This is a genomic window from Marivita cryptomonadis, assembly GCF_002115725.1.
Taxonomy (GTDB): Bacteria; Pseudomonadota; Alphaproteobacteria; order Rhodobacterales; family Rhodobacteraceae; genus Marivita; species Marivita cryptomonadis.
Map to the genome: position 1 here is coordinate 247,731 of NZ_JFKD01000003.1, position 19,419 is coordinate 267,149.

At 59.5% G+C, this 19,419-nt stretch carries 18 protein-coding genes, 1 tRNA gene and 1 pseudogene; 11 read left to right on the forward strand and 9 right to left on the reverse strand.

Annotated elements, in window-relative coordinates; translation table 11 throughout:
* Window positions 1-8 precede the first annotated feature (8 nt).
* On the reverse strand, window positions 9-1,199 hold the full coding sequence (locus tag MCRY_RS05040; RefSeq protein WP_085628385.1) for an aminotransferase class I/II-fold pyridoxal phosphate-dependent enzyme: 1,191 nt from the start codon (window positions 1,197-1,199) through the stop codon (window positions 9-11).
* A 122-nt stretch (window positions 1,200-1,321) separates the two neighbouring features.
* Window positions 1,322-2,650, reverse strand: a complete 1,329-nt coding sequence (locus MCRY_RS05045) for an amidase (RefSeq protein WP_085628386.1) — start codon at window positions 2,648-2,650, stop codon at window positions 1,322-1,324.
* Between the two features lie 88 nt (window positions 2,651-2,738).
* Between MCRY_RS05045 and MCRY_RS05050 the strand changes: the two genes are divergently transcribed.
* Window positions 2,739-3,956, forward strand: coding sequence for a UbiH/UbiF/VisC/COQ6 family ubiquinone biosynthesis hydroxylase (locus MCRY_RS05050; protein ID WP_085628488.1), 1,218 nt, complete (start codon window positions 2,739-2,741; stop codon window positions 3,954-3,956).
* Window positions 3,957-4,030: 74 nt separating this feature from the next.
* On the opposite strand, the gene MCRY_RS05055 is transcribed toward MCRY_RS05050, so the two are convergent.
* On the reverse strand, window positions 4,031-5,557 hold the full coding sequence (locus tag MCRY_RS05055) for a DUF2125 domain-containing protein (protein WP_085628387.1): 1,527 nt from the start codon (window positions 5,555-5,557) through the stop codon (window positions 4,031-4,033).
* Window positions 5,558-5,682: 125 nt separating this feature from the next.
* On the opposite strand from MCRY_RS05055, the gene MCRY_RS05060 reads away from it, so the two are divergent.
* The 5 genes from MCRY_RS05060 to lpxK all read left to right on the forward strand — a co-directional run bounded on the left by MCRY_RS05060 (window position 5,683) and on the right by lpxK (window position 9,572).
* Window positions 5,683-6,435 carry an SDR family oxidoreductase gene (locus MCRY_RS05060; protein WP_085628388.1) on the forward strand — a complete coding sequence of 251 codons (753 nt, stop codon included), beginning with the start codon at window positions 5,683-5,685 and terminating at the stop codon, window positions 6,433-6,435.
* A complete protein-coding gene (locus tag MCRY_RS05065) occupies window positions 6,432-7,052 on the forward strand; it encodes an enoyl-CoA hydratase/isomerase family protein (RefSeq protein WP_085628389.1) in 621 nt (206 codons plus the stop codon). Before MCRY_RS05060 ends, MCRY_RS05065 begins: the two co-directional genes overlap by 4 nt.
* Before the next feature lie 63 nt (window positions 7,053-7,115).
* Complete coding sequence (locus tag MCRY_RS05070; RefSeq protein WP_085628390.1) at window positions 7,116-7,352, forward strand: DUF4170 domain-containing protein; 237 nt, start codon at window positions 7,116-7,118, stop codon at window positions 7,350-7,352.
* 4 nt (window positions 7,353-7,356) lie between these two features.
* Window positions 7,357-8,583, forward strand: coding sequence for a 3-deoxy-D-manno-octulosonic acid transferase (locus MCRY_RS05075; protein WP_085628391.1), 1,227 nt, complete (start codon window positions 7,357-7,359; stop codon window positions 8,581-8,583).
* Complete coding sequence (gene lpxK, locus MCRY_RS05080) at window positions 8,580-9,572, forward strand: tetraacyldisaccharide 4'-kinase (protein ID WP_085628392.1); 993 nt, start codon at window positions 8,580-8,582, stop codon at window positions 9,570-9,572. The genes MCRY_RS05075 and lpxK overlap by 4 nt, the downstream gene beginning before the upstream one ends.
* Before the next feature lie 3 nt (window positions 9,573-9,575).
* Here lpxK and MCRY_RS05085 read toward each other — a convergent pair whose 3' ends face one another.
* Window positions 9,576-10,439: an N-formylglutamate amidohydrolase gene (locus MCRY_RS05085; RefSeq protein WP_085628393.1), complete on the reverse strand. Its 864-nt coding sequence runs from the start codon at window positions 10,437-10,439 to the stop codon at window positions 9,576-9,578.
* A 146-nt stretch (window positions 10,440-10,585) separates the two neighbouring features.
* Between MCRY_RS05085 and MCRY_RS05090 the strand changes: the two genes are divergently transcribed.
* Both MCRY_RS05090 and ykgO read left to right on the forward strand, forming a co-directional pair.
* Window positions 10,586-10,660: transfer RNA gene (locus MCRY_RS05090), tRNA-Val, on the forward strand.
* Window positions 10,661-10,742: 82 nt separating this feature from the next.
* Window positions 10,743-10,868 carry a type B 50S ribosomal protein L36 gene (gene ykgO / locus MCRY_RS05095; RefSeq protein WP_008562923.1) on the forward strand — a complete coding sequence of 42 codons (126 nt, stop codon included), beginning with the start codon at window positions 10,743-10,745 and terminating at the stop codon, window positions 10,866-10,868.
* A gap of 361 nt (window positions 10,869-11,229) precedes the next feature.
* Here ykgO and MCRY_RS23325 read toward each other — a convergent pair whose 3' ends face one another.
* On the reverse strand, window positions 11,230-11,730 hold the full coding sequence (locus tag MCRY_RS23325; protein WP_238939399.1) for a hypothetical protein: 501 nt from the start codon (window positions 11,728-11,730) through the stop codon (window positions 11,230-11,232).
* On the opposite strand from MCRY_RS23325, the pseudogene MCRY_RS23590 reads away from it, so the two are divergent.
* The 3 genes and pseudogenes from MCRY_RS23590 to MCRY_RS05105 all read left to right on the forward strand — a co-directional run.
* A pseudogene (locus MCRY_RS23590) lies at window positions 11,632-12,156 on the forward strand (hypothetical protein); the annotation flags it as partial. The gene MCRY_RS23325 and the pseudogene MCRY_RS23590 overlap by 99 nt on opposite strands.
* 33 nt (window positions 12,157-12,189) lie before the next feature.
* Window positions 12,190-13,749 (forward strand): glycosyltransferase family 61 protein, encoded by a 1,560-nt coding sequence (locus MCRY_RS23335; protein WP_238939397.1) that lies wholly within the window; start codon window positions 12,190-12,192, stop codon window positions 13,747-13,749.
* 139 nt (window positions 13,750-13,888) lie between these two features.
* Entirely contained in the window at window positions 13,889-14,197 is a 309-nt protein-coding gene (locus MCRY_RS05105; RefSeq protein ID WP_085628395.1) for a DUF4389 domain-containing protein, read from the forward strand.
* Between the two features lie 4 nt (window positions 14,198-14,201).
* On the opposite strand, the gene MCRY_RS05110 is transcribed toward MCRY_RS05105, so the two are convergent.
* From MCRY_RS05110 to MCRY_RS05125, 4 genes are all read right to left on the reverse strand, one after another.
* Complete coding sequence (locus MCRY_RS05110; RefSeq protein WP_085628396.1) at window positions 14,202-15,863, reverse strand: peptidoglycan-binding protein; 1,662 nt, start codon at window positions 15,861-15,863, stop codon at window positions 14,202-14,204.
* Between the two features lie 99 nt (window positions 15,864-15,962).
* Complete coding sequence (locus tag MCRY_RS05115; protein WP_085628397.1) at window positions 15,963-17,162, reverse strand: phenylacetate--CoA ligase family protein; 1,200 nt, start codon at window positions 17,160-17,162, stop codon at window positions 15,963-15,965.
* Between the two features lie 46 nt (window positions 17,163-17,208).
* Window positions 17,209-18,033: an ABC transporter ATP-binding protein gene (locus MCRY_RS05120; protein WP_085628398.1), complete on the reverse strand. Its 825-nt coding sequence runs from the start codon at window positions 18,031-18,033 to the stop codon at window positions 17,209-17,211.
* Window positions 18,034-18,102: 69 nt separating this feature from the next.
* A complete protein-coding gene (locus MCRY_RS05125) occupies window positions 18,103-19,404 on the reverse strand; it encodes an ABC transporter substrate-binding protein (protein ID WP_085628399.1) in 1,302 nt (433 codons plus the stop codon).
* Between the last annotated feature and the right edge of the window lie 15 nt (window positions 19,405-19,419).

Genomic DNA, 19,419 nt, shown 5'->3' on the forward strand with positions numbered 1-19,419 from the left:
TCGCCTCTTTATTGGTCTTCAGCGCCGTAAAGGCAGTCCCTGATCTGCGTCAGGCCGCGTTCGGTTTCTGCTTTTGGGGCCACCATGGCGACCCGAATATAGTGCTTGCCGGGATTTCCGGTCTGGGTGTCTTGCGACAGGTACGCGCCGGGCAGCACCCGGACACCAGTTTCTTTCCAGAGCTTGAGCGCTGCGGTTTCGCCGTCTTCTACCGGAAGCCAGAGGAAGAACCCCGCCTGTGGGGATCTATAGCCCGGCACATTGCCAAAGATACGATCAGCAAGCGCGTATTTCTCAGTATAGAGCGCGCGATTTTCCTCGACATGCGTCTCGTCTGACCAGACAGCCTCGGCCACGGCCTGTAGCGGCAAGGGGAGCGGCGCGCCAGAATAGTTGCGCAATTGCTGGATGCGTTTGATCGATTCCGGACCACCGGCCACAAAGCCGGACCGCAGACCCGGCAGGTTCGACCGTTTGGAGAGCGAGTGGAAGATCAACACGCGCTCGGGATCGGCACCCATCTCTTGGGCGACCTGAAGCGCTCCTACGGGGGGGGTGTCGCGGTAGATCTCGGAATAGCATTCGTCAGCGAGGATCTGGAAATCGTGCTTTTCCGCCAGCGTGATCAGCCGTTCCCAATAGTCGCGATCCGCCACTGTGCCCTGCGGGTTGGCGGGCGAGCAGATATAGGCCAGCGTGGTGCGGTTCAGCACGTCTTCGGGCAGACCTTCGAAATCGGGCAGATGGCCGGTCTCGTCGGTCGCGTTCACGAAGACCGGATCAGCGGCCACGGAAATCGCCGAGATCAGGTAGACCTGATAAAACGGGTTTGGCATCAGGACAGCGGGTTTCGCGCCGTTCTTGGTCTCGGGGCACAAGGCCATCCCGACGTTATACAGCCCTTCGCGCGTGCCGTTGAGCGCCATGATCTGCGTGTCGGCATCCAGCGCGACATCGTAACGGCGCTGCACCCAATCGCGGATTGCGGCGCGCAGTTCGGGCGTGCCTTCGTTCGGGGGATATTTGTTAAAACCGGCCATGTTCTGCGCAAGAATGTCAGAAATCCACGCCGGAAACGCGTGTTTCGGCTCTCCGATCGTCATGTGTACGACTGGCCCACCCGGTTCGTGCACGTCCAAAAGGGCGCGCAGACGCGGGAACGCATAAGCCGGAAGGTTCGAAAACCGCTCGGGAAACATGCCAATACTGCCTCAGATTGAGGGTCGTTCGCGCCCTCTTTGGAGCCAAATTACATAGCAAGGGCCTGTGCGTCCAGAAAAAGAGCGCACAGATCAGTCGGTTGTGGCTTTCAGGCCAAATTTCAGGCCAGCGCCGCTTCGGCAGCGAGACCCAGCCGCAACAGCCTCCGCTCTTCGCGCGGTGCCGCCATCAAGGATACACCGCAAGACGGGACGCCGGTTGGAAGCGTGAGCACACACAGCCCCATCAGGTTGCCGATACGGGTGTTTCGCAGCGTGAGCAGGTTCTCGGTGGTAAAGAAATCGACGTCGGACAACAGGCGCGGCACGTTCGGCGGGGTGATCGGGCTGGTTGCACAGAGCACAGCGTCAAAGCGGGCGGTTGCCTCAAGATAGGCTGCGCGGAGAGCGTCGAGCTTGTGCCAGGCGGCAACGTAATCAGCACCAGAATAGTCCTTGCCGGACCGGAAGCGGGTGCGCACCGGTTCGTACATCAGCTCAGGGTTGGCTTCGATCGCGTCCTTCCATGTTCCGTAAGCTTCACACCCGAAAAGAACACCTGACAAAGCCATTGCTTCGGCCACTTCGGGAATGGCGATCTCGACGATGTCGGCGCCTGCCTCTTTCAGGGTCTGGACAGCCTTTTCAAACGCTGTGCGCGGGGCGTCTCGGATGTCGTCGAAGGCGGTTGTGGTCAGGACGGCCAGCCGCACGCCCTTGAGCGATGTCATCTCAAGGTCGATTGGTTTGTCCCCCTTCATGGCGGCAAAAAGCAGCGCAGCATCCTCGACCGTTTTGCAAAGCGGGCCGACCGTGTCGAACTTTGCCGCAAGGGGAACCGCACCCTTGAGGCTGAGCACGCCAGAGGTGGTCTTGAGGCCGACAAGGTCGTTCCACGCCGACGGGATACGCACGGATCCACCGGTGTCCGACCCGATGCCAGCCGGTGCGAGCCCGTAGGCCACCGATGCAGCCGCACCGGACGAGGACCCGCCGGGTGCTGCGTCGGGGTCGTGGATGTTGGGTGGTGTCGCCGTCTTGGGGTTCACCCCCAGCCCCGAAAAGGCCAGTTCGGTCTGGTGTGTCTTGCCAAGACAGATCACCCCCTGATGGGTCGCGTTCTGCAACACTTCGGCGTCTGTGTCAGGTGTCCGGCCCTTGAGGAGCTGCGAGCCCGACTCGGTTGCCACACCAGCGGTGTCGAACAGGTCTTTCCAGCTGATCGGCACGCCATCAAGCGGCGAGCGACGCAATTTGAGGCGGGCGCGTTCTTGCGCAGCGGTCGCCTCGGCCATGGCACGATCCGGGGTCAGACGGGCATAAATACGGTCGCGGTATTCGTGCGTGTCGATGGCATCAAGGAAAGACCGGGTCAGCTCAACCGGATCAATGTCGCCCTTGTCGATGCCGCGCCCCAGATCGGCGGCTGTCATTGCCTGCCATTCGTTCATGTGATCATCCCTTGGACTGTGGTTTGCCGCGACGGTAGCGGCAGAGAAGCGCATGGACAATCCCGGCTGCGCTTCCATATTTCAGCCCATGAACACATCCAGCGATATCCTTATCATAGGCGGCGGGCTGAACGGTCCGACGCTTGCCCTTGCTGCCGCCAAAGCCGGGCTGTCCAGCACCGTGATCGACGCGCGCCCCGAAGGCACGCGACGCAGCGACAATTTCGACGGGCGGTCCTATGCGCTGGCGCTGGCGTCGGTGCGTATGTTGAACGCTTTGGGGCTATGGGATGGGCTGAAGCCGAACGCGCAGCCGATGACAGAGATCAAGGTCAGCGACGGGCGCGCGGGCGATGCCGAGGTGTTTCTGGGCCTGCATTTCAACAGCGCCGAGATCGAGGAAGGGCCGATGGGCCACATGCTCGAAGATCGGTATCTGCGGCGGGCTTTGCTTGAGGCGATGGCGGCGGAGCCGCTGATCACGCATCTGTCGGGTGAAATGGTTGTGGATCAGAACGTGACCGCATCAGGCGCGAACGTCACCTTGGCGTCGGGCGACGTGTTGACCGGCCAGATGATCGTCGGCGCCGATGGCCGTCAGACCGGAACCGGACAGCGTGCTGGCATTCGGCGCACGGCTTGGGACTATAACCAAACCGCGTTGGTCTGTGCGATTGCGCATGAAAAGCCTCATGGGGGTGTGGCGCATCAGTTGTTTATGCCTGCGGGGCCACTGGCGATCCTGCCGTTGACGGGCAATCGCTCGTCGATTGTCTGGAGCGAGCGCAAAGGTCTGGCAGAAGAGATCAACGCGCTGCCGGAAGAGGATTACCTTACGGTACTGCGCTCCCGGTTTGGCGATTTTCTGGGCGAGATTTCCTTAGCTGGCGCGCGGTTCACCTATCCGCTGGGTCTGACCATGGCCAACCGGTTCATTGCGGACCGTCTGGCGCTGGTTGGCGATGCGGCGCATGGGATGCACCCGATTGCCGGGCAAGGGCTGAATGCCGGGCTGCGCGACGTGGCGGCCTTGGCACATGTGATCGGCCATGCGGTGCGGCGTGGTGAGGATTTTGCCAGCCCGTTGGTTCTGGCACGCTATGAGCAATGGCGGCGGTTCGACACCGCAACGCTTCTGACCGCGACGGATGTCTTCAACCGACTGTTCTCGAACGACAATCCCATCCTGCGCGCAGGGCGCGACCTTGGTATGGCAGCGATCAACGCGATCCCCGGTGCGCGGCGCACCTTCATCCGTGAAGCGGCCGGGTTGAACGGAGATTTGCCCGAATTGATGGCAGGGTAGCGCACCGCCGCACTGACCGAGGTTATCAAAGCGGGGACGGCGATGCGTCACCGCATCGCCGCGTTTGGCCAAAGTTACTGGATCCGCATCCCGTTCGCCAGAACGTGCCCCTGCTCGTTGATCGTCAGCGTGGATTTGAGGCTGTCCTGCCCCTCCCCCGGTACTGCGAACATGCTCATCATCATGCGTGCGCCCATCGCGTCTTCGTTGGTCAGCAGACCCATGGCGATCAGCTTGTCGATAAGGGAATTGGCCCCGTCCAGTGTGACGTTGATCTCGCCATTCGGACGCGGGAAGCCACCAAAGGTTTGCAGGTCGTCATTGTCAAAGGTGAACGACCCGGACCCGCCAAGCTTGGCCCCGGCAGCATCGATGGTGAGGTCGTTCAAAGTAAGCGCGTTAAGCTCTCCCGGTGTTCCGCCAGTGGCTTCGAGCATGGCCATCTGTTCGGGGTCGAAAAGATTGAAGAAAGGGGTGACCTGACCGGTGATATCCATCGCTATGGTGGCCGGATCACGGGGCAAGGCGGCACCCGGATCAAACACGTTCCAAAGCAGGTCGGACATCTCGAACCCACGTAATGTCAGGCCGAACGCCATGTCTTGGGGTTCGTCGGCCTTGGCAATCGGTGCAGTGACGCGGAAGGCGCTTTCCGCCATGCTTACATCTAATGGCAAGGGCATTTCCGGCCCGGACAGGGTAAATGCCTGATCGGTGGCCTGCACATCGTAACGCAAAGCATCAGAGTCCATCGCGAACTCAAGCCTTACTGTTCCGGTGCGAGTGGTGCCGGATGTCGTGCCAGCAGGTTCGGTTGCGGCGAATTGCATTTCGCCAGCGGTGTAGCCCATCGTGCCCCGCGCCGCGAAGCCCCCCGCTGCAAGCGATTGCGCATCGGTTGGATCAAAGCCTTCGGGCAGGACTGTCGTGCTGGACACAAACAGTCCGGCCATCGACCCTGACACTAATGCGGCATCGTCACTTTCGGGGTCGTTGAAGGCAAAGTCATAGCGCGCCGAGGCTGCTTCGACGTTCTGGGTGAACTCTGCCCCCGTGGTCGTCGCGGTGACGGTGGTGCCCTCCACATTATCCAGAATGAAATCGAATCGCGCCTCTTCGCGTGCCACCGGGGTGCCGTCGATCTCAAGCTCGGCCAATGAGATGGAAAGTTGTGTGGCACTGTAGGTGTAGGTCATGTTGCCGGGTTCGCCAGAGACCACCAGTTCAAGCCCTTGGTTGCCGTAGTCCAGCACCATCATCACGGCTTCTTCGCCTTCGGGTGCGGCATCAATGGTGATCGGCATCGAGGCAGGAAAGGTCATGGAGACCGACCCATCGCCGTTTTCCACCAAGTCGATGGACTCGAAGCTGATTTCCACTGTTGCGTTGTCTTCCGGCGCATCGAACCGCATGACGACATCCGTCACATCGAGGCCATCGCCCGTCGGGGTTTCAGTGGCCGTGACCGAATAGCCAAAGCCCTGCAGGGCAGCCTCGAGCCCATCCCACACTTGGGGTGCGGTGACTTCGGCAAAGCTGGCCCCGCCGGACAGGGCAAAAGCCAGCACGGAGCAAGATGAAAGACGGGCAATACGGCGCATGGTGATATCCTAAACAATCAAATTCCCAGTCCCAGCTTCGACCTCCTGCCAGATAGGGTCAAGTGGGTGGACCCCGCGTCATGTCCGAAGTAGCACTGCTGTGAACGCATAAGGGAGGCTGCCGCATGATTGATCTAACCGGACGTACCGTTCTCATCACCGGAGCAAGCCGTGGCATCGGGGCCGAGGCTGCGCGGGTTTTCGCCGAAGCCGGGGCAAATGTTGCGCTTGTGGCGCGGTCGGCCGACAGCATTGCCGATCTGGCAGGTGAGATCGGCAATAAAGCAGTCGCCATCCCCTGTGACATCAGCCGCTATTGGGAGGTGGCGCAGGCGGTTGAAAACTGCGTCACGGCGTTTGGCGGTTTGGATATCCTGATCAACAACGCGGGCGTGATCGAACCCATTGCACGGCTGGAGGATGCGGATCCCGAAGGCTGGGGACAGGTGATCGACATCAACCTCAAGGGCGTGTTCCACGGCATGCGCGCGGCGCTTCCAGTGATGGAGGCCGAGGGTGGCGGCACGGTTCTGACCATCAGTTCGGGCGCGGCCCATAATGCCATTGAAGCCTGGTCGCATTACTGCGCGTCCAAGGCCGGGGCTGCGATGCTGACCATGTGTCTCCACAAGGAAATGGGCGACAAGGGCATCCGCGCCATGGGTCTGTCACCGGGCACTGTTGCCACCCAGATGCAGCGCGAGATCAAAGCAAGCGGGATCAACCCGGTGAGCCAGTTGGATTGGTCCGATCATATCCCGGCGGATTGGCCAGCCAAGGCGTTGTTGTGGATGTGCGGACCCGAGTCGGATGCCTATCTGGGACAGGAAATCTCGCTTCGGGATGAGGGCATTCGCAAAAAGGTGGGCCTGCTATGATCGAAATTCAGAATGACGGCACGCTATGTGTCCTGACGATCAACCGCCCGGACAAGGCCAATTCGCTGACGGGCGAGATGCTGGAGGCGCTGTGTGTCGGCGTCGAAGAGGCGCGCAGCGCGCGGGCTGTCATTCTGACCGGTGTCGGCAAGGTGTTTTCCGCCGGCGCCGACCTTGAGGCGGCCAAGGCGGGGCTCGCGCTCAGCCCTTTATGGGAACGGCTGTCTGGTGCCATCGCACGACATCCGGGCCTGACCATTTCGGCTTTGAACGGCACTGTTGCCGGAGGTGCGATGGGCATGGTTCTGGCCTGTGACCTGCGCATCGCGGTGCCGGGCACCAAGGTGTTCTACCCGGTGATGAAGCTGGGCTTTCTGCCGCAACCGTCGGACCCGGCGCGCCTCTCGGCGCTTGTGGGTCCATCACGGGCCAAGATGATCCTGATGGCGGGACAGAAAATCGCGACCGACAGCGCGCTGACTTGGGGACTCATTGACGAGATCGTGGAACCCGATGCGCTGATCGACCGTGCCAAGGCTTTGACCGAGGATGTCTGCGGCGCAACCGCCGAGCATGCCCGCGCCATTAAGGGCCTGATCGCGCAGAGTTTGCCCTAATCGTCTTGACCCGACCAAGCGGCCCCTTACGTTGGCCGCACCGCAGCAAGGAAGGATCGCCCCATGGCCGAGCATCTTCACATCGTCTTTGGCGGAGAACTGGTGACGCCGTCGGAAAACGTGTTCAAAGACCCTGAGACCATCCATGTCGTCGGGATCTTTGCGGATCGCAAATCCGCCTATGACGCGTGGAAAACCGAAGCGCAGCGCACCGTGGACAACGCGCATATGCGCTATTTCCTTGGGGATTTGCAGCAGTTGATGGACGCCAGCACGCAAGCGCCCGAGGCACAGGACTGACCATTTGGCGCGCAGGCCGTTCAGTCTGACCGCCTATCTGGCGCTGGCGCGGGGGTCGGATCGCCTGACCGCCGAAGCTGCGCAATGGCCCGCGCGCCCGACCGGCGCTGTCCTATGGCTGCACAGCGACACGCGCACCCGGCTTGAAACCTTGCTGACCCTGATCAAGCGGCTTCGGCTGCAACGCGAGGATTTTTCGCTGCTTCTGACCTGCGATTCGATTCCAGCCGAGGGGCTTTCGATAGAAGGCCACAATGTCAGCTCCCCACCAGCCGAGACCCTGAGCGACGTTCATCGGTTTCTGGATCACTGGCGACCGAATATTCTAGTCTGGGCGGGCAATGGTTTGCGCCCCGCGCTGATCCACGAGGCGGCCGTGTCAGGGGCGCACCTGCTGTTGACCGACGTTGCCGATGCGCCTTGGCGGCAGCCGTCAAAGCGGTTTCTGCCCGATGCGTCTGCGGGTGCGTTGAGCCTATTTCACACCATCCTGGCACAAGACAAGAAAGCTGCGATCCGAATGCGACGGCTTGGTGTGCCGGATGACCGGATCGAAGTTGCGTCGCCGCTGGAACCAGAGGTCTTTCCCTTGTCGAGCCATGACGGCCTGCACGAGGAGCTTACAGCGATTCTGGCTGGTCGACCGGTTTGGTTGGGCGCACATATACAACGCGACGAGGCAGATGCGATTCTGCGCGCGCATCGGCGGGCGGCCCGCTTAGCACATCGCCTCTTGCTGGTCGTGGTTCCTGCGGATGCAGAGGATGAACCGTTCTTTGCCGAGCAATGCCAGGAAATCGGCCTGCGGCTTGCGCGGTGGGAGAACGGCGATATGCCCGACGAGAACACGCAGGTTCTTTTTGCGGGCGACGACAGCGAGTTGGGTCTGTGGTATCGGCTTGCGCCCTTGTGCTTCCTTGGCGGCTCGCTGGCGGGGAAAACAGGCGGACAGTCCCCGATGATGGCCGCAGCATTGGGCTCAGCGATCCTGTATGGTCCGAATGTCGGACGCCACCTTGAATCCTATTCTCGTTTGGTTGCTGCAGGCGCCGCGCGGATCGTCAAGGACATGGAATCGCTTAGTGCGGCGGTGTCGCACCTGATTGCACCAGACCGTGCGGCAGCGATGGCTCATGCGGGATGGAACGTGGTGTCCGCCGGGGCCGAGACCGCCGATCTGGTTCTCGCTCAGGTCAGCGAATGGCTTGATGCGTTGGAGGGGGCAAGGTGAGGCCGCCTGTGTTCTGGGATACGTCCCCTGATCAGCCCAGTTTGTGGCCACGGCTGCTGGCCCCGGTGGGTGCGCTTTACGGCATGGCGACCGCGCGGCGCTTGCGGCGGAGCACGCCGACCCGTGTCGGGATACCGGTGATTTGTGTCGGCAATGTCAATGCGGGCGGGACAGGCAAGACACCAACGGTGATCGCGCTGATGCAGATGCTGTCGGATATGGGCAAGACCGCGCATGTCGTGTCGCGCGGTTATGGCGGATCGCTGGACGGCCCCGTGCAGGTTGATCCACGCCGCCATACGGCTCAGCACGTAGGGGATGAGCCGCTGTTACTGGCAGCGTTCGGCCCTGCCTGGGTGTCCAAGGACCGTGCGCAAGGGGCATTGGCTGCCGAGGCGGCAGGCGCAGAGGTGATCATTCTGGATGACGGGTTGCAAAACCCAAGCCTTTCCAAGGACCTGTCGCTGATCGTGGTGGATGCAACGCGCGGGTTCGGCAATGGGCGCTGCATTCCGGCGGGGCCATTGCGCGAACCTGTGTCTGCCGCAATGACGCGAGCCGATCTGGTATTGTCGATCGGGGCTGACGAGGCGCAGCAGCGTTTTTCAGAAACATGGCAATCGCAGATCCCCCTGCCCCATCTGACCGGGCATTTGATGCCCTTGCAGACCGGGATGGACTGGGAAGGACTGCGCTGTTTGGCCTTTGCCGGGATAGGCCACCCTGAGAAGTTCTTTCTCACCCTGCGCGAACTTGGGGCCGATCTGGTGGAAACCCGAGCGCTTGAAGACCACCAACCTTTGACATCGTCACTGTTGGCACGGCTTGAGAAAGACGCGCAGGCGGCCCGCGCACAATTGGTGACGACGGAAAAAGACGCAGTGCGGCTGCCACAAAGCTATCGGATGAAGGTGTTGACGGTTCCGGTGCGGTTGATCATCCCGCACACAGATGCGCTAAAAACCGCGCTTTCAGATCTGTTTGCCTAAAGCCTATTCCGCCGCAAGTGGCATGTCCTTGGCCTGCCCGGTGGCTGCGATTTCAGCAATGACACTGCGAAGGAGCTTGCGGAAATTGTGGAAATTCGCATTGGGCCGGATCGTACGTTCATCCATGTAGATCGACCGGTCGATTTCGATCTGAACCGCGTGTTGCTTGCGCGACGGGCGACCATAGGCCTGTGTGATATACGCCCCCGCAAAAGGTGTATTGCGCGCCACGATCAGACCGGCATCGGTGAACGCGGCTTCGATTTGATCGACGACCGTCTGGCTGGCAGAGGCTCCGAACCTGTCGCCCAGCACAATCTGCGGGCGCCGTGCTGTGGATTTTGCAACACCGTCCAGCGCTTCGTGCGGCATGGAATGGCAGTCGACCAGAATCGCCTCCCCGAAGCGGGCATGTGCCTGCTGCATCAACTTGCGCAACTGGTCGTGATAGGGGTGCCAGAATTGCGCGATACGGCGTTCCGCCTCGGCCAGCGGCAATTTGCCTTGGTAGATCGGGCGGCCGTTCGCCACGACGCGAGGAACAACGCCAAGGCCCGAAGCAACGCGCGGATTGTGGGTCTGGCGCCGCACACCTTCGATCAGAGCGGGGTCAAGTTCTTCGGCAGATCGGTTCAGGTCGATGTAGGCACGCGGTGCGCCGGCCTTGATGAACACAGCACCGAATTGCGGGGCGCAGTCGAACAGGCGATCGACAAACGCATCTTCCGAAGACCGGATCGTTACCTCATCCAAAGCGGTGTGACGGAGGAAATTCCAACTGTAGTCGCGGCCGGAATGAGGCGACGCAAACACCACCCTTGAGGTGTGCGCTTCCGGCTGAACGAGGTGGTACGCGACTTTGGGCATATGCTCTCCCTATCTGCCATACATAGACCGATTTTTTCTGTGACCAAAGCCCTTGATCCCCGCTACGACTCCTTTTATAGACCGCTCCACCGGCGCGGCTTTACGCGCCCCTTTTATTTGGGGCACGTGAATCGAACCGGGTCAAAGGGCGATTAGCTCAGTGGTAGAGCACTTCGTTGACATCGAAGGGGTCACAAGTTCGAACCTTGTATCGCCCACCATTGAATTCGCCGTCTCGGGCTTTGGCTCGGGGCACCCGCAACCACGAAGGCGCTCGCGCGCCGCGATAAGAGGAGAGACCCGATGAAGGTCAAGAACTCGCTTCGTTCGCTGAAGAACCGCCATCGCGACTGCCGCGTTGTGCGCCGCAAGGGCCGCGTCTATGTGATCAACAAGACGCAGCGCCGGTTCAAAGCCCGTCAGGGCTAAGCGGAAACCGCAGTTATTGCGAGAAAGCCGTCCCTTGGGACGGCTTTTTTGTTTGTGCAACGGTCTGACTCTGGCTTCATCAAATCGGCGCCGCCGTCAACGCGGATGTGAAATATCAGGCCTCTTCAAAAGGCTGCGATATCGAAAAAGCCTCGAAATCAAAGCGTTCTGACGATACCAATGAAACGGCAACCCGAAACAACATCGGCATGAGGCAACGCAGTCGTTGAGACTTAAGGTAACTTCAGATCCGAGAGACTTGTTTTTCGCTCCAAGCTTGAGTTCGAAAATGATCGCCCTCACCACGGGTTCTGCACGGTTTTCCGAAATTCGGGGCGCGCAACTTGAAATCGTGGGGCAATCAGAAAGCGAAGAGGTCGGTTGCGCGATCACGAAACAGGTCCGGCATTTGACCGATCATGTTCGTTTCAATAAGTCGCTGCTGTCTCAAACGATCGCGGTACGATTGCAGGATGCAAAAGCTGCCAATGGGCGTCTGTTGATCAAGAACAAGGTCGTTCTTAATCAGGCCTATGGTATCCGCTTTTTGAACCGATACATGCGCGTCAATGAACACTACCGGGCCAAAAAACATGACGTCACGGACTGGATGATTGGGGATGACGGGCCGTTTCAGCTGCCACAGCAAGGGGACGTATCCAAAGCTGATTTGACCACGCCGTTCCTCATTATTCTGAAGAACGGCTTCAACTTCTATCATTTTGTTGATGATGTGCTCAGACAGTTTTCGACAATCGACACGCTGGGCCCCGAATACACTGGTGAAATTGTGATCTCGGCCCCCAACGAACCGATAAGCAACTTTGTCGAACGGTTCATCGCAGCACTCTTTCCGCACCATTACGCGCGTCTGCGGATTGTGAAAGCCGATGTGAGTTTTGACACGGTTATCACGTCTTACGACACCAACCTTTATGCAATGTCGGATCACGCGCGGGCTGCCATGCCGGGCATTAACGACGCTTTACCAAGCAAAGGCATTGTCAAAGGCTACAATCCAATTGCGAATCTTGTCCGTACGCATCGCGCGAATATCACCTCGGACGCATACGCAAGTCTGCGACGCACAGCACTGGAACGCTGCACAGACGTTGATATCCCCACGCCTAGGAAGCTCTTTATTGAACGCGGTGACAGCGCTCGAAACCGTCAGGCTGACGGGCAAAGTGCATTCAAAGACATGCTGTTCCGCCATGGTTTCACACCATTCGTGCTTGAAGACCATTCGCCGCTTGAGCAGATCAAAATTGTGTCTGGCGCAGATACCGTTGTCGGGTTTCACGGCGCGGGTTTCACGCATTTGCTTTTTGCCAAGGAAAGCGCCACCTGGATCGAAATCGGAACCCTTCAATCCCTGCGAGAGCGCTGGCCAGACTTCTGGCACCTCGCAGATGTGCCAGGAGTGCGATATCGCAAATATTGTTTCGACTACGCGAAAGACGATCCTTTCGAATATCCAAACTTTGCAAAGGACAGCATTGTTGCACCCCAGATCACTTCAAGGGGGCTAGAACGTCTGGACTCCGACCTTGAACATTTAGCGGATGAAACTTCGGAATCGCCAGAAAGACTTGCTTACTTTCCATCTACTGCCGCAACGCAGACCAACCAAAATACCAGCCCGTCACCAACTCAGAGAAACAGACACCCAAATGACCCTTACACGTGCCCGTTCACATTTAGACCGCCTCATATGAAAAGCGCGACCAGCGAAGACACCGCGCGCGGCTTCAAGGGCAAGCTGGCCGTAAGCCGGAACGCCGTTCTGCTTCCGGGAAACGTTGACACGGGCCTGAGGCGCCAAGTCTACTGCCCTGAAACACACCGCATTCTCTACCACGATATGGATATCGCGGATCTTGCGCCTGCTGAAGACTTCGATGTTACCAACTTGGATTTGGCCAAAAAAACCGGGACCTACGTCTTTGGTGGCTTTGTCCGCGTTCACTTTGGGCATTTCCTGGTGGAATGTTTGGGTCCGCTCTGGACGTTGGATGCGGTTGAAGAGCCGATCGACGGTGTTCTTTTCATGCCGTACCACGCAAACCCGAATGAGACCCTGCGCAACATTCGACTGCTTGATGATCATTCCGGGCGCTGGCTCAAAGCTTTGGGGGTGGATGAAAAGATCGAAATCATCCGACAGCCAACGCAAGTCGACAAACTTGTTTTGGGTGAAAACGGGTTGGGCCTTTCAGAGCGATTTCGGGGCTCCAGCTGGTTTCAGGACTTTGCCAGAAGCCGCAATGCGCACTACCGCAAGGCAAAGCCCCCAAAGGCCAACACATCCATTTATGTCACGCGCACAAAACTCAGTGGCCGCAAGGGTGGCATACTTGGGGAAACCGCACTGGAAAACACGTTCAGGAACGCCGGATACCAGATTTTTGCTCCGGAAAAGCACTCTCTCGAAGATCAGCTTGCCACCTATGCATCAGCCAAACGCATTGTGGCCGTGGAAGGGTCTGCGCTTCATCTGCCACCCTTCGTCATAGACAACGATTGCCGCATTGCCGTCCTTTCCCGGCGATCCGGGCTCGACAAGATCGCAAGCGAATTCGGTGAGCAGTATTCAGGTTTCGTTGGTGTGGACCTCGATATCATCGACACCGCAAAGGATCATTGGGTGCCTGCCGGGCAACCAAGAACAAATCTCGAAAGCTATGCCGTTGTCGATTTTGACGAAACCTACGATCAGCTTATCGCCTTGGGATACCTTCCCGAAACCGTGCGGCGATCAATCCCGTCACCTTTAGATGTCACCACCCAGATCAGAGAAATTGCCAAAGCGCGAAAACAGCATCCCACCGTTTTGAATTGGGACAAAGACGCACCAGAGACAGTGTCGCAGTCTGACTGACTCTCCCAACCAAACCAGTGCTGCGACCGACAGGTGCAATTGCGCCTGATTTGATCAAGATATTTCGAATGGAATTGGCGAATTTTACAGAAACCTCATATACAGAACCGGATTCCAAGAGACATGAAAGGCGACCGAGATGGCACCCTCAGACGACGACAAGGTCACAGGCCGGCTTCATGGCGAGCAGTTTGAACCTGAGAAGACGGATTCTCTGATCGAACGCCTGATCTATATGATCCTGATCGCGGTCATGATTTCCGTCGCGCAGACGGTTCTGGGGGTGATGACCGTGGTGCAGTTCATCATAATGTTGGTGAACAACAAACAGCCCAACGAACGGCTGGCCGAATTCGGGACGGACCTTGGCATCTGGATCGCCAAGGCCGCACGGTATCAGACGGCAGCCAGCAACGTGAAGCCTTGGCCGTGGACAGACCTCGATTGACCGATCAGCGCAGGATCGTATCGGCCATAAGCCGCACCACCGTGGCCTGATCCAGATACCCCGACACCCGCAGTTTGCGGGCATCTTGATACCTGCGGATGGCGCGTCGCGCGTCTTTGTCAAAAGTGCCGTCCACCGCCCCCGGCTTCAGCCCGAGATCTGCCAGACGCGCCTCGGCCAAGCGACGTGCCGCTGCGTTCAACCCCAAGGCGGCCTCATCTGACTGGGCCCGATCTTGCAGGGCGATCTGTTCGGAGTTGTTGGCGAAATAGTCGATCCGCGCCCGCGCTTCCTCGACAAAAGCGCCATTCGGCCGTTCCGCCAGATAGGCCCGATAGCCTGCCTCTGTGTCAGTCTCACGTGCGATCTGCCAACGACGTCGGTCTTCGCCCTCGGCTTGGGCGCGACGCTGGTCTTCGATGGCTTCCAGCCGGTCTTGCGCGTCTTCTGCGTATATCCCGTCCGGGAACCGCTTGAGATAGGCGCGGAAGCCTGCCTCGTCGCCCTGCGCGCCGGTTTCGGACCAAAATGTCCGGTCCTGCCGTTCCAACTGTGCCTGACGCTGACGCGCCTCTTCCTCGAGTTCTGCCGCACGCCGTTCGGCCTGAGCATCCAGTCGGGCGATTTGGTCTGCACCCAGATAACCCGACGCAGTAAGACCGTTTGCGGTCTGCCAAGCTGTCACGGCTCCACGGGTGCCGCGGCCAAATATTCCGTCAATTCCCCGCGTGTTGTACCCCAAGAGCGATAAATCCCGCTGGATTTCGCGCCGTGCATCTCGGGATAGTGCAAGGTCAGATTCGACCTGCTTTTCGCGGTAAAACGGCTCTGAGCGGATGGTGGCCAAGCGCTGACGGGCTTCGCCCGCAAAACGACCTTCGGGAAACGCGGCAAGGTACGTGTCGTAGCCCGCCTCTGTGTCTGCCGCGACCGCCCGGTCCCACGCAGTTGCATCCTCTACGCTGCGGTCGTTCGGAACGTCAGGTGTGATCTGCGGCAGCGTGACATCGGTGCCAGCGAACAGTGGCAGCGTGCGGGGCACGAACCCCGTCAGACTGAGGCCCTCAGCGCGAGCCAAGGGCAAAATATCCTCTCCGGTGGCCATGGACAGACGGCTGACAAACCGCGCTGCATCGCCTGCGGGACCAATCGCGACTGTCACCCCTTGGGGGATGTCGTTAAGCGGCACGGTTGCTGACAGGCCATCAGGAACATCGCCCTCGCCGTCTACCTCGCCCAAGACGATCAGGGCTTGCCCCGGGTACTCCGCAGCCACGGCGTAGACTGTATCGAGAGGAAACCCATCGGTGAGGACTTCGGCCAAGGTCGGCGCATCCATGCCATTGGGCAAAAGATACGTGCCCGCGATGGTAGACACGAACCGCCCGGTCAGCAAAACGCCAATATCGCTAGTGGTGGCGTCCAGACCATTGGCAAAGCCCCGAAACGCATCGCGCATGGCGTCGCCATCCGCACGTATGGACAGGCTCACCTCTGCACCGCGTTCCTCGAACGCGGTTTCGATACCCTCAAAGTCTGCGGTTCCCGTAAGGCGTTGAAGCATGCCCGGGTCGCTGTTGCCGATGATCAAGAGATCACTGTTGTCGGCCCAGACCGATGTCGTCAGGGCAAGGGTTGCCGAAAGCGAAAACGCGAGTCGTTTCATGGGTGGTCCTCCGTACGTGTCAGGAGACTAACGCACGAAAGCCAAAAGTTATCCAATAGCCGCACACATTTTCCGGGGCATATCCCGCGTCCTGCCAGATCAGTCGTAGCTGCGCGCGTCCTCGATCACCAATCCGTCGCGGGGAAGCGCACCGGGAGGCACCAGTTCAACCCGGCCTTTAAGCTTAAGGGTTTCCACGATGCTGGGTTCAAACGCCGCCGAGTCCTGCGCCGCAGTTTCGATGCGTACCGTCATCACATCCATTTCGCCATCGCGGCTGGCCACAACACGGGCGCGGTCGATCTCGGCATGTTTTGCGACAAGGGCTGCCACTTGTTCCGGGCGCACGAACATGCCCTTGATCTTGGTGGTCTGATCCGCTCGACCCATCCAACCCTTGATGCGGGCATTGGTGCGGCCGCATGGGCTTTGCCCCGGCATCATCGCGCTCAGATCTCCGGTGGCGAACCGGATCAACGGGTAATCGGGGTTGAGCGTGGTCACCACGACTTCTCCGACCTCGCCCTCTGGCACCGGATCCCCTGTGCCGGGCGTGACGATTTCCACGATGACGCCTTCGTCAAGGATCATGCCCTCTTCGGCTTCGGATTCATACGCGATGTTGCCCAGATCGGCGGTGGCATAACACTGGCGGCACGTGATGCCGCGGTCAGCGTACCAGGCCCGCAACGATGGGAACAGCGCCCCGCCGCCAACAGCCGCACGGGTGATTTTGAGCGGCAGACCCATCTCGTCAGCCTTCTCGAGGATAAGCTTAAGATAGTCAGGCGTTCCGGCATAGGCCGTGATGCCGATGTCGTGCGCCGCTTGCGCCTGAAGCTCTGTCTGGCCAGTGCCCGCAGGCAAAACTGCGGCCCCCACCGCCCGTGCGCCACTTTCGAAGATCATCCCGGCAGGGGTCAGGTGATAACCGAAACAGTTCTGAACGATGTCACCCTTGCCAATACCACAGGCATGCAGGAACCGCCCCATCCGCCACCAATCGTGGCTCACGCCGCCGGGTTCGTAAATCGGGCCGGGCGACTGGAACACATGCGCCATGTTGCTGATCGCCATACCCCCGAACGGTGGGTTTTCTTTTTGCCATGCCACCAGCTGCGATTTCCGCAGGACCGGCAGTTTGGTGATGTCGTCCAGCGACGACACTGGGCCATCAGCCACAAGACAGGAGTTTTGCGCTGACATCGCGCGCGTCACCTGTTGCAGAAAGGCCGTCTCTTGCGCGGCGCGGCGTTCGTCCGCACTTCGGGTTTCCAAGTCGTCGAAATGGGTGGTCATGGCAGCAAAAGCCTTGTCTGTTCAGTTCATTGCAACGGGAACGGCGTTATGCCAGCCACCGCTTGCGGCGGCGGTAGCTGCGGACATCTCGGAAGGATTTACGTCCGTCATCCGAAACCCCGAGGTAGAATTCCTTTACGTCCGGGTTTTCTCGCAGCTCGGCTGCAGGGCCGTCCATTACAACGCGTCCGTTTTCAAGGATGTACCCCTCATGCGCATAGCGCAGGGCTACGTTGGTGTTCTGTTCGGCCAGAAGGAAAGACACGCCTTCATTCTCGTTCACCGATTTCACGATCTCGAAAATCTGTTCCACCAACTGCGGCGCAAGGCCCATCGACGGTTCGTCCAGCAGGATGGTCTGCGGACGCGACATCAAAGCGCGGCCAATCGCCGTCATCTGCTGTTCACCGCCCGAGGTATAGCCCGCCTGCGATTTACGGCGTTCCTTCAGGCGGGGGAAATAGTCATAGACCAACTGGAGATCGGCCTCGATGGCGCCCTTTCCATCCTTGCGCGTGTAGGCGCCGGTCAGCAGGTTTTCCTCGACGGTCAGGTGACCAAAGCAATGGCGGCCTTCCATCACCTGAATGACCCCGCGCTTGACCAGCGCCGCCGGGTCCAGATCCTGCACCCGCTCGCCTTTGTAGATGATCGAGCCTTTGGTGACTTCGCCCCGCTCGGAATGCAGCAGGTTGGAAATCGCCTTGAGCGTGGTCGTCTTACCCGCGCCATTGCCTCCCAGAAGCGCGGTGATGCCACCCTTCTTTACGGTCAGGCTCACACCCTTCAAAACGAGGATCACGTGATTGTAAATCACCTCGATATTGTTGACCTCGAGCAAGGTCTCGTCTGTGCGTCCGGCGTCCAGCATGGCGGGCCTTTGTGTTTGAAAATATCCTAAAAGCGCCCCGGCGATATGCACCGCCGGGGCAGGCTGGCCTTAGTTGGTGGCCGAGCACTCTTCGTTCATCGCCCAAGGTGCGTTCGAGGTCGCGTATTCCGCCGCCGACGACGCGATCAGGTCAGCATACCCGTCCACGTTCGGCTTCAGCAGGTCAGACGCCTTGACGAACTTGGAGCCATCCCATTCAAGCATCCAGCCGCCCGAGTGACCGGTGTGGTTGGCACAAGACGTCGAGAACGGCGGCACCATGCCTGCCATGCCCAGCTCTGCGATCCGCTCCTCGGTCAGGTTGAGGTTCTCGAGGCCCCAGCGCAGCTGTGTCGGAGAGATCTCGGCCGTGCCGAAGTTTTCCTGTGCGCCCTTAATGGCTTCGGCCAGGATCATCGACATGACAAGACCACGGCCATAGAACACGCCCTGCATCTCTTCTTCGTTGGTCTGGCTCAGGCCCGCGTCGATGACACGCTCCTTGATTTCCTGCATGACAGGCGCGTCCATGTTCGGGAACGACCACGAGATCGACTTGTAGCCTTTGCCCTCTTCACCGACGAGTTTCAGGTCAGCATCGTGACCCGCCCACCAGACGCCAAGGAAGTTTTCCATCGGGAACTTGGTTTTGACCGCTTCGGTGATGGCACCGGCGTTCATTGCACCCCAGCCCCACATCACGACATAGTCGGGACGCTCACGACGGATTTGCAACCACTGGGCTGACTGGTTCTGCATTTCCTTCAGACCGACCGGAATCGGCAGAAGCTCAAACCCTTTGCCTTCGGCGTGCATCTCAAGAACCGGAAGCGGCTCTTTGCCAAACGGATGGTCGAGATGCAGGAACGCGATTTTCTTGCCGTCCAGCGAACCACCTTCATTTTCAAGGTACTGAACGATCATGTCTGCCGCATCCCAGTACCCGGCAGGCATGTTGAACGCCCACTGGAACACCTTGCCGTCCGCCATCGGCGAGAAGCCGTAGCCTGGTGCAAGGATCGGGATTTCGTCCACATTGGTCTTGGGCAGAACCTGAAGCGTAATGCCGGTCGACCAAGGCTGGGTCACGATGGCCGTGCCCTTGGTCTTTTCATAGCATTCCACGCCTTTTTCGGTGGAGTAACCGGTTTCGCATTCTTCGAAGTCAATCTTGGCACCGCCGATACCGCCATCGCGCTCGTTGAGCAGCGTCATGTAGTCGGCCTGACCGTTCATCAGCGGAATACCCGTCGCGGCAAATGGGCCGGTGCGGTATGCGAGGTTCGGCGTGTAAAGCTCCTGCGCGATGGCCGCCGTGCCCAGCACGGTGCCCAGCGCAGCCGCAGTGGCCAGTTTGGTAAAGTGTTTCATGGTTGTCCTCCCATT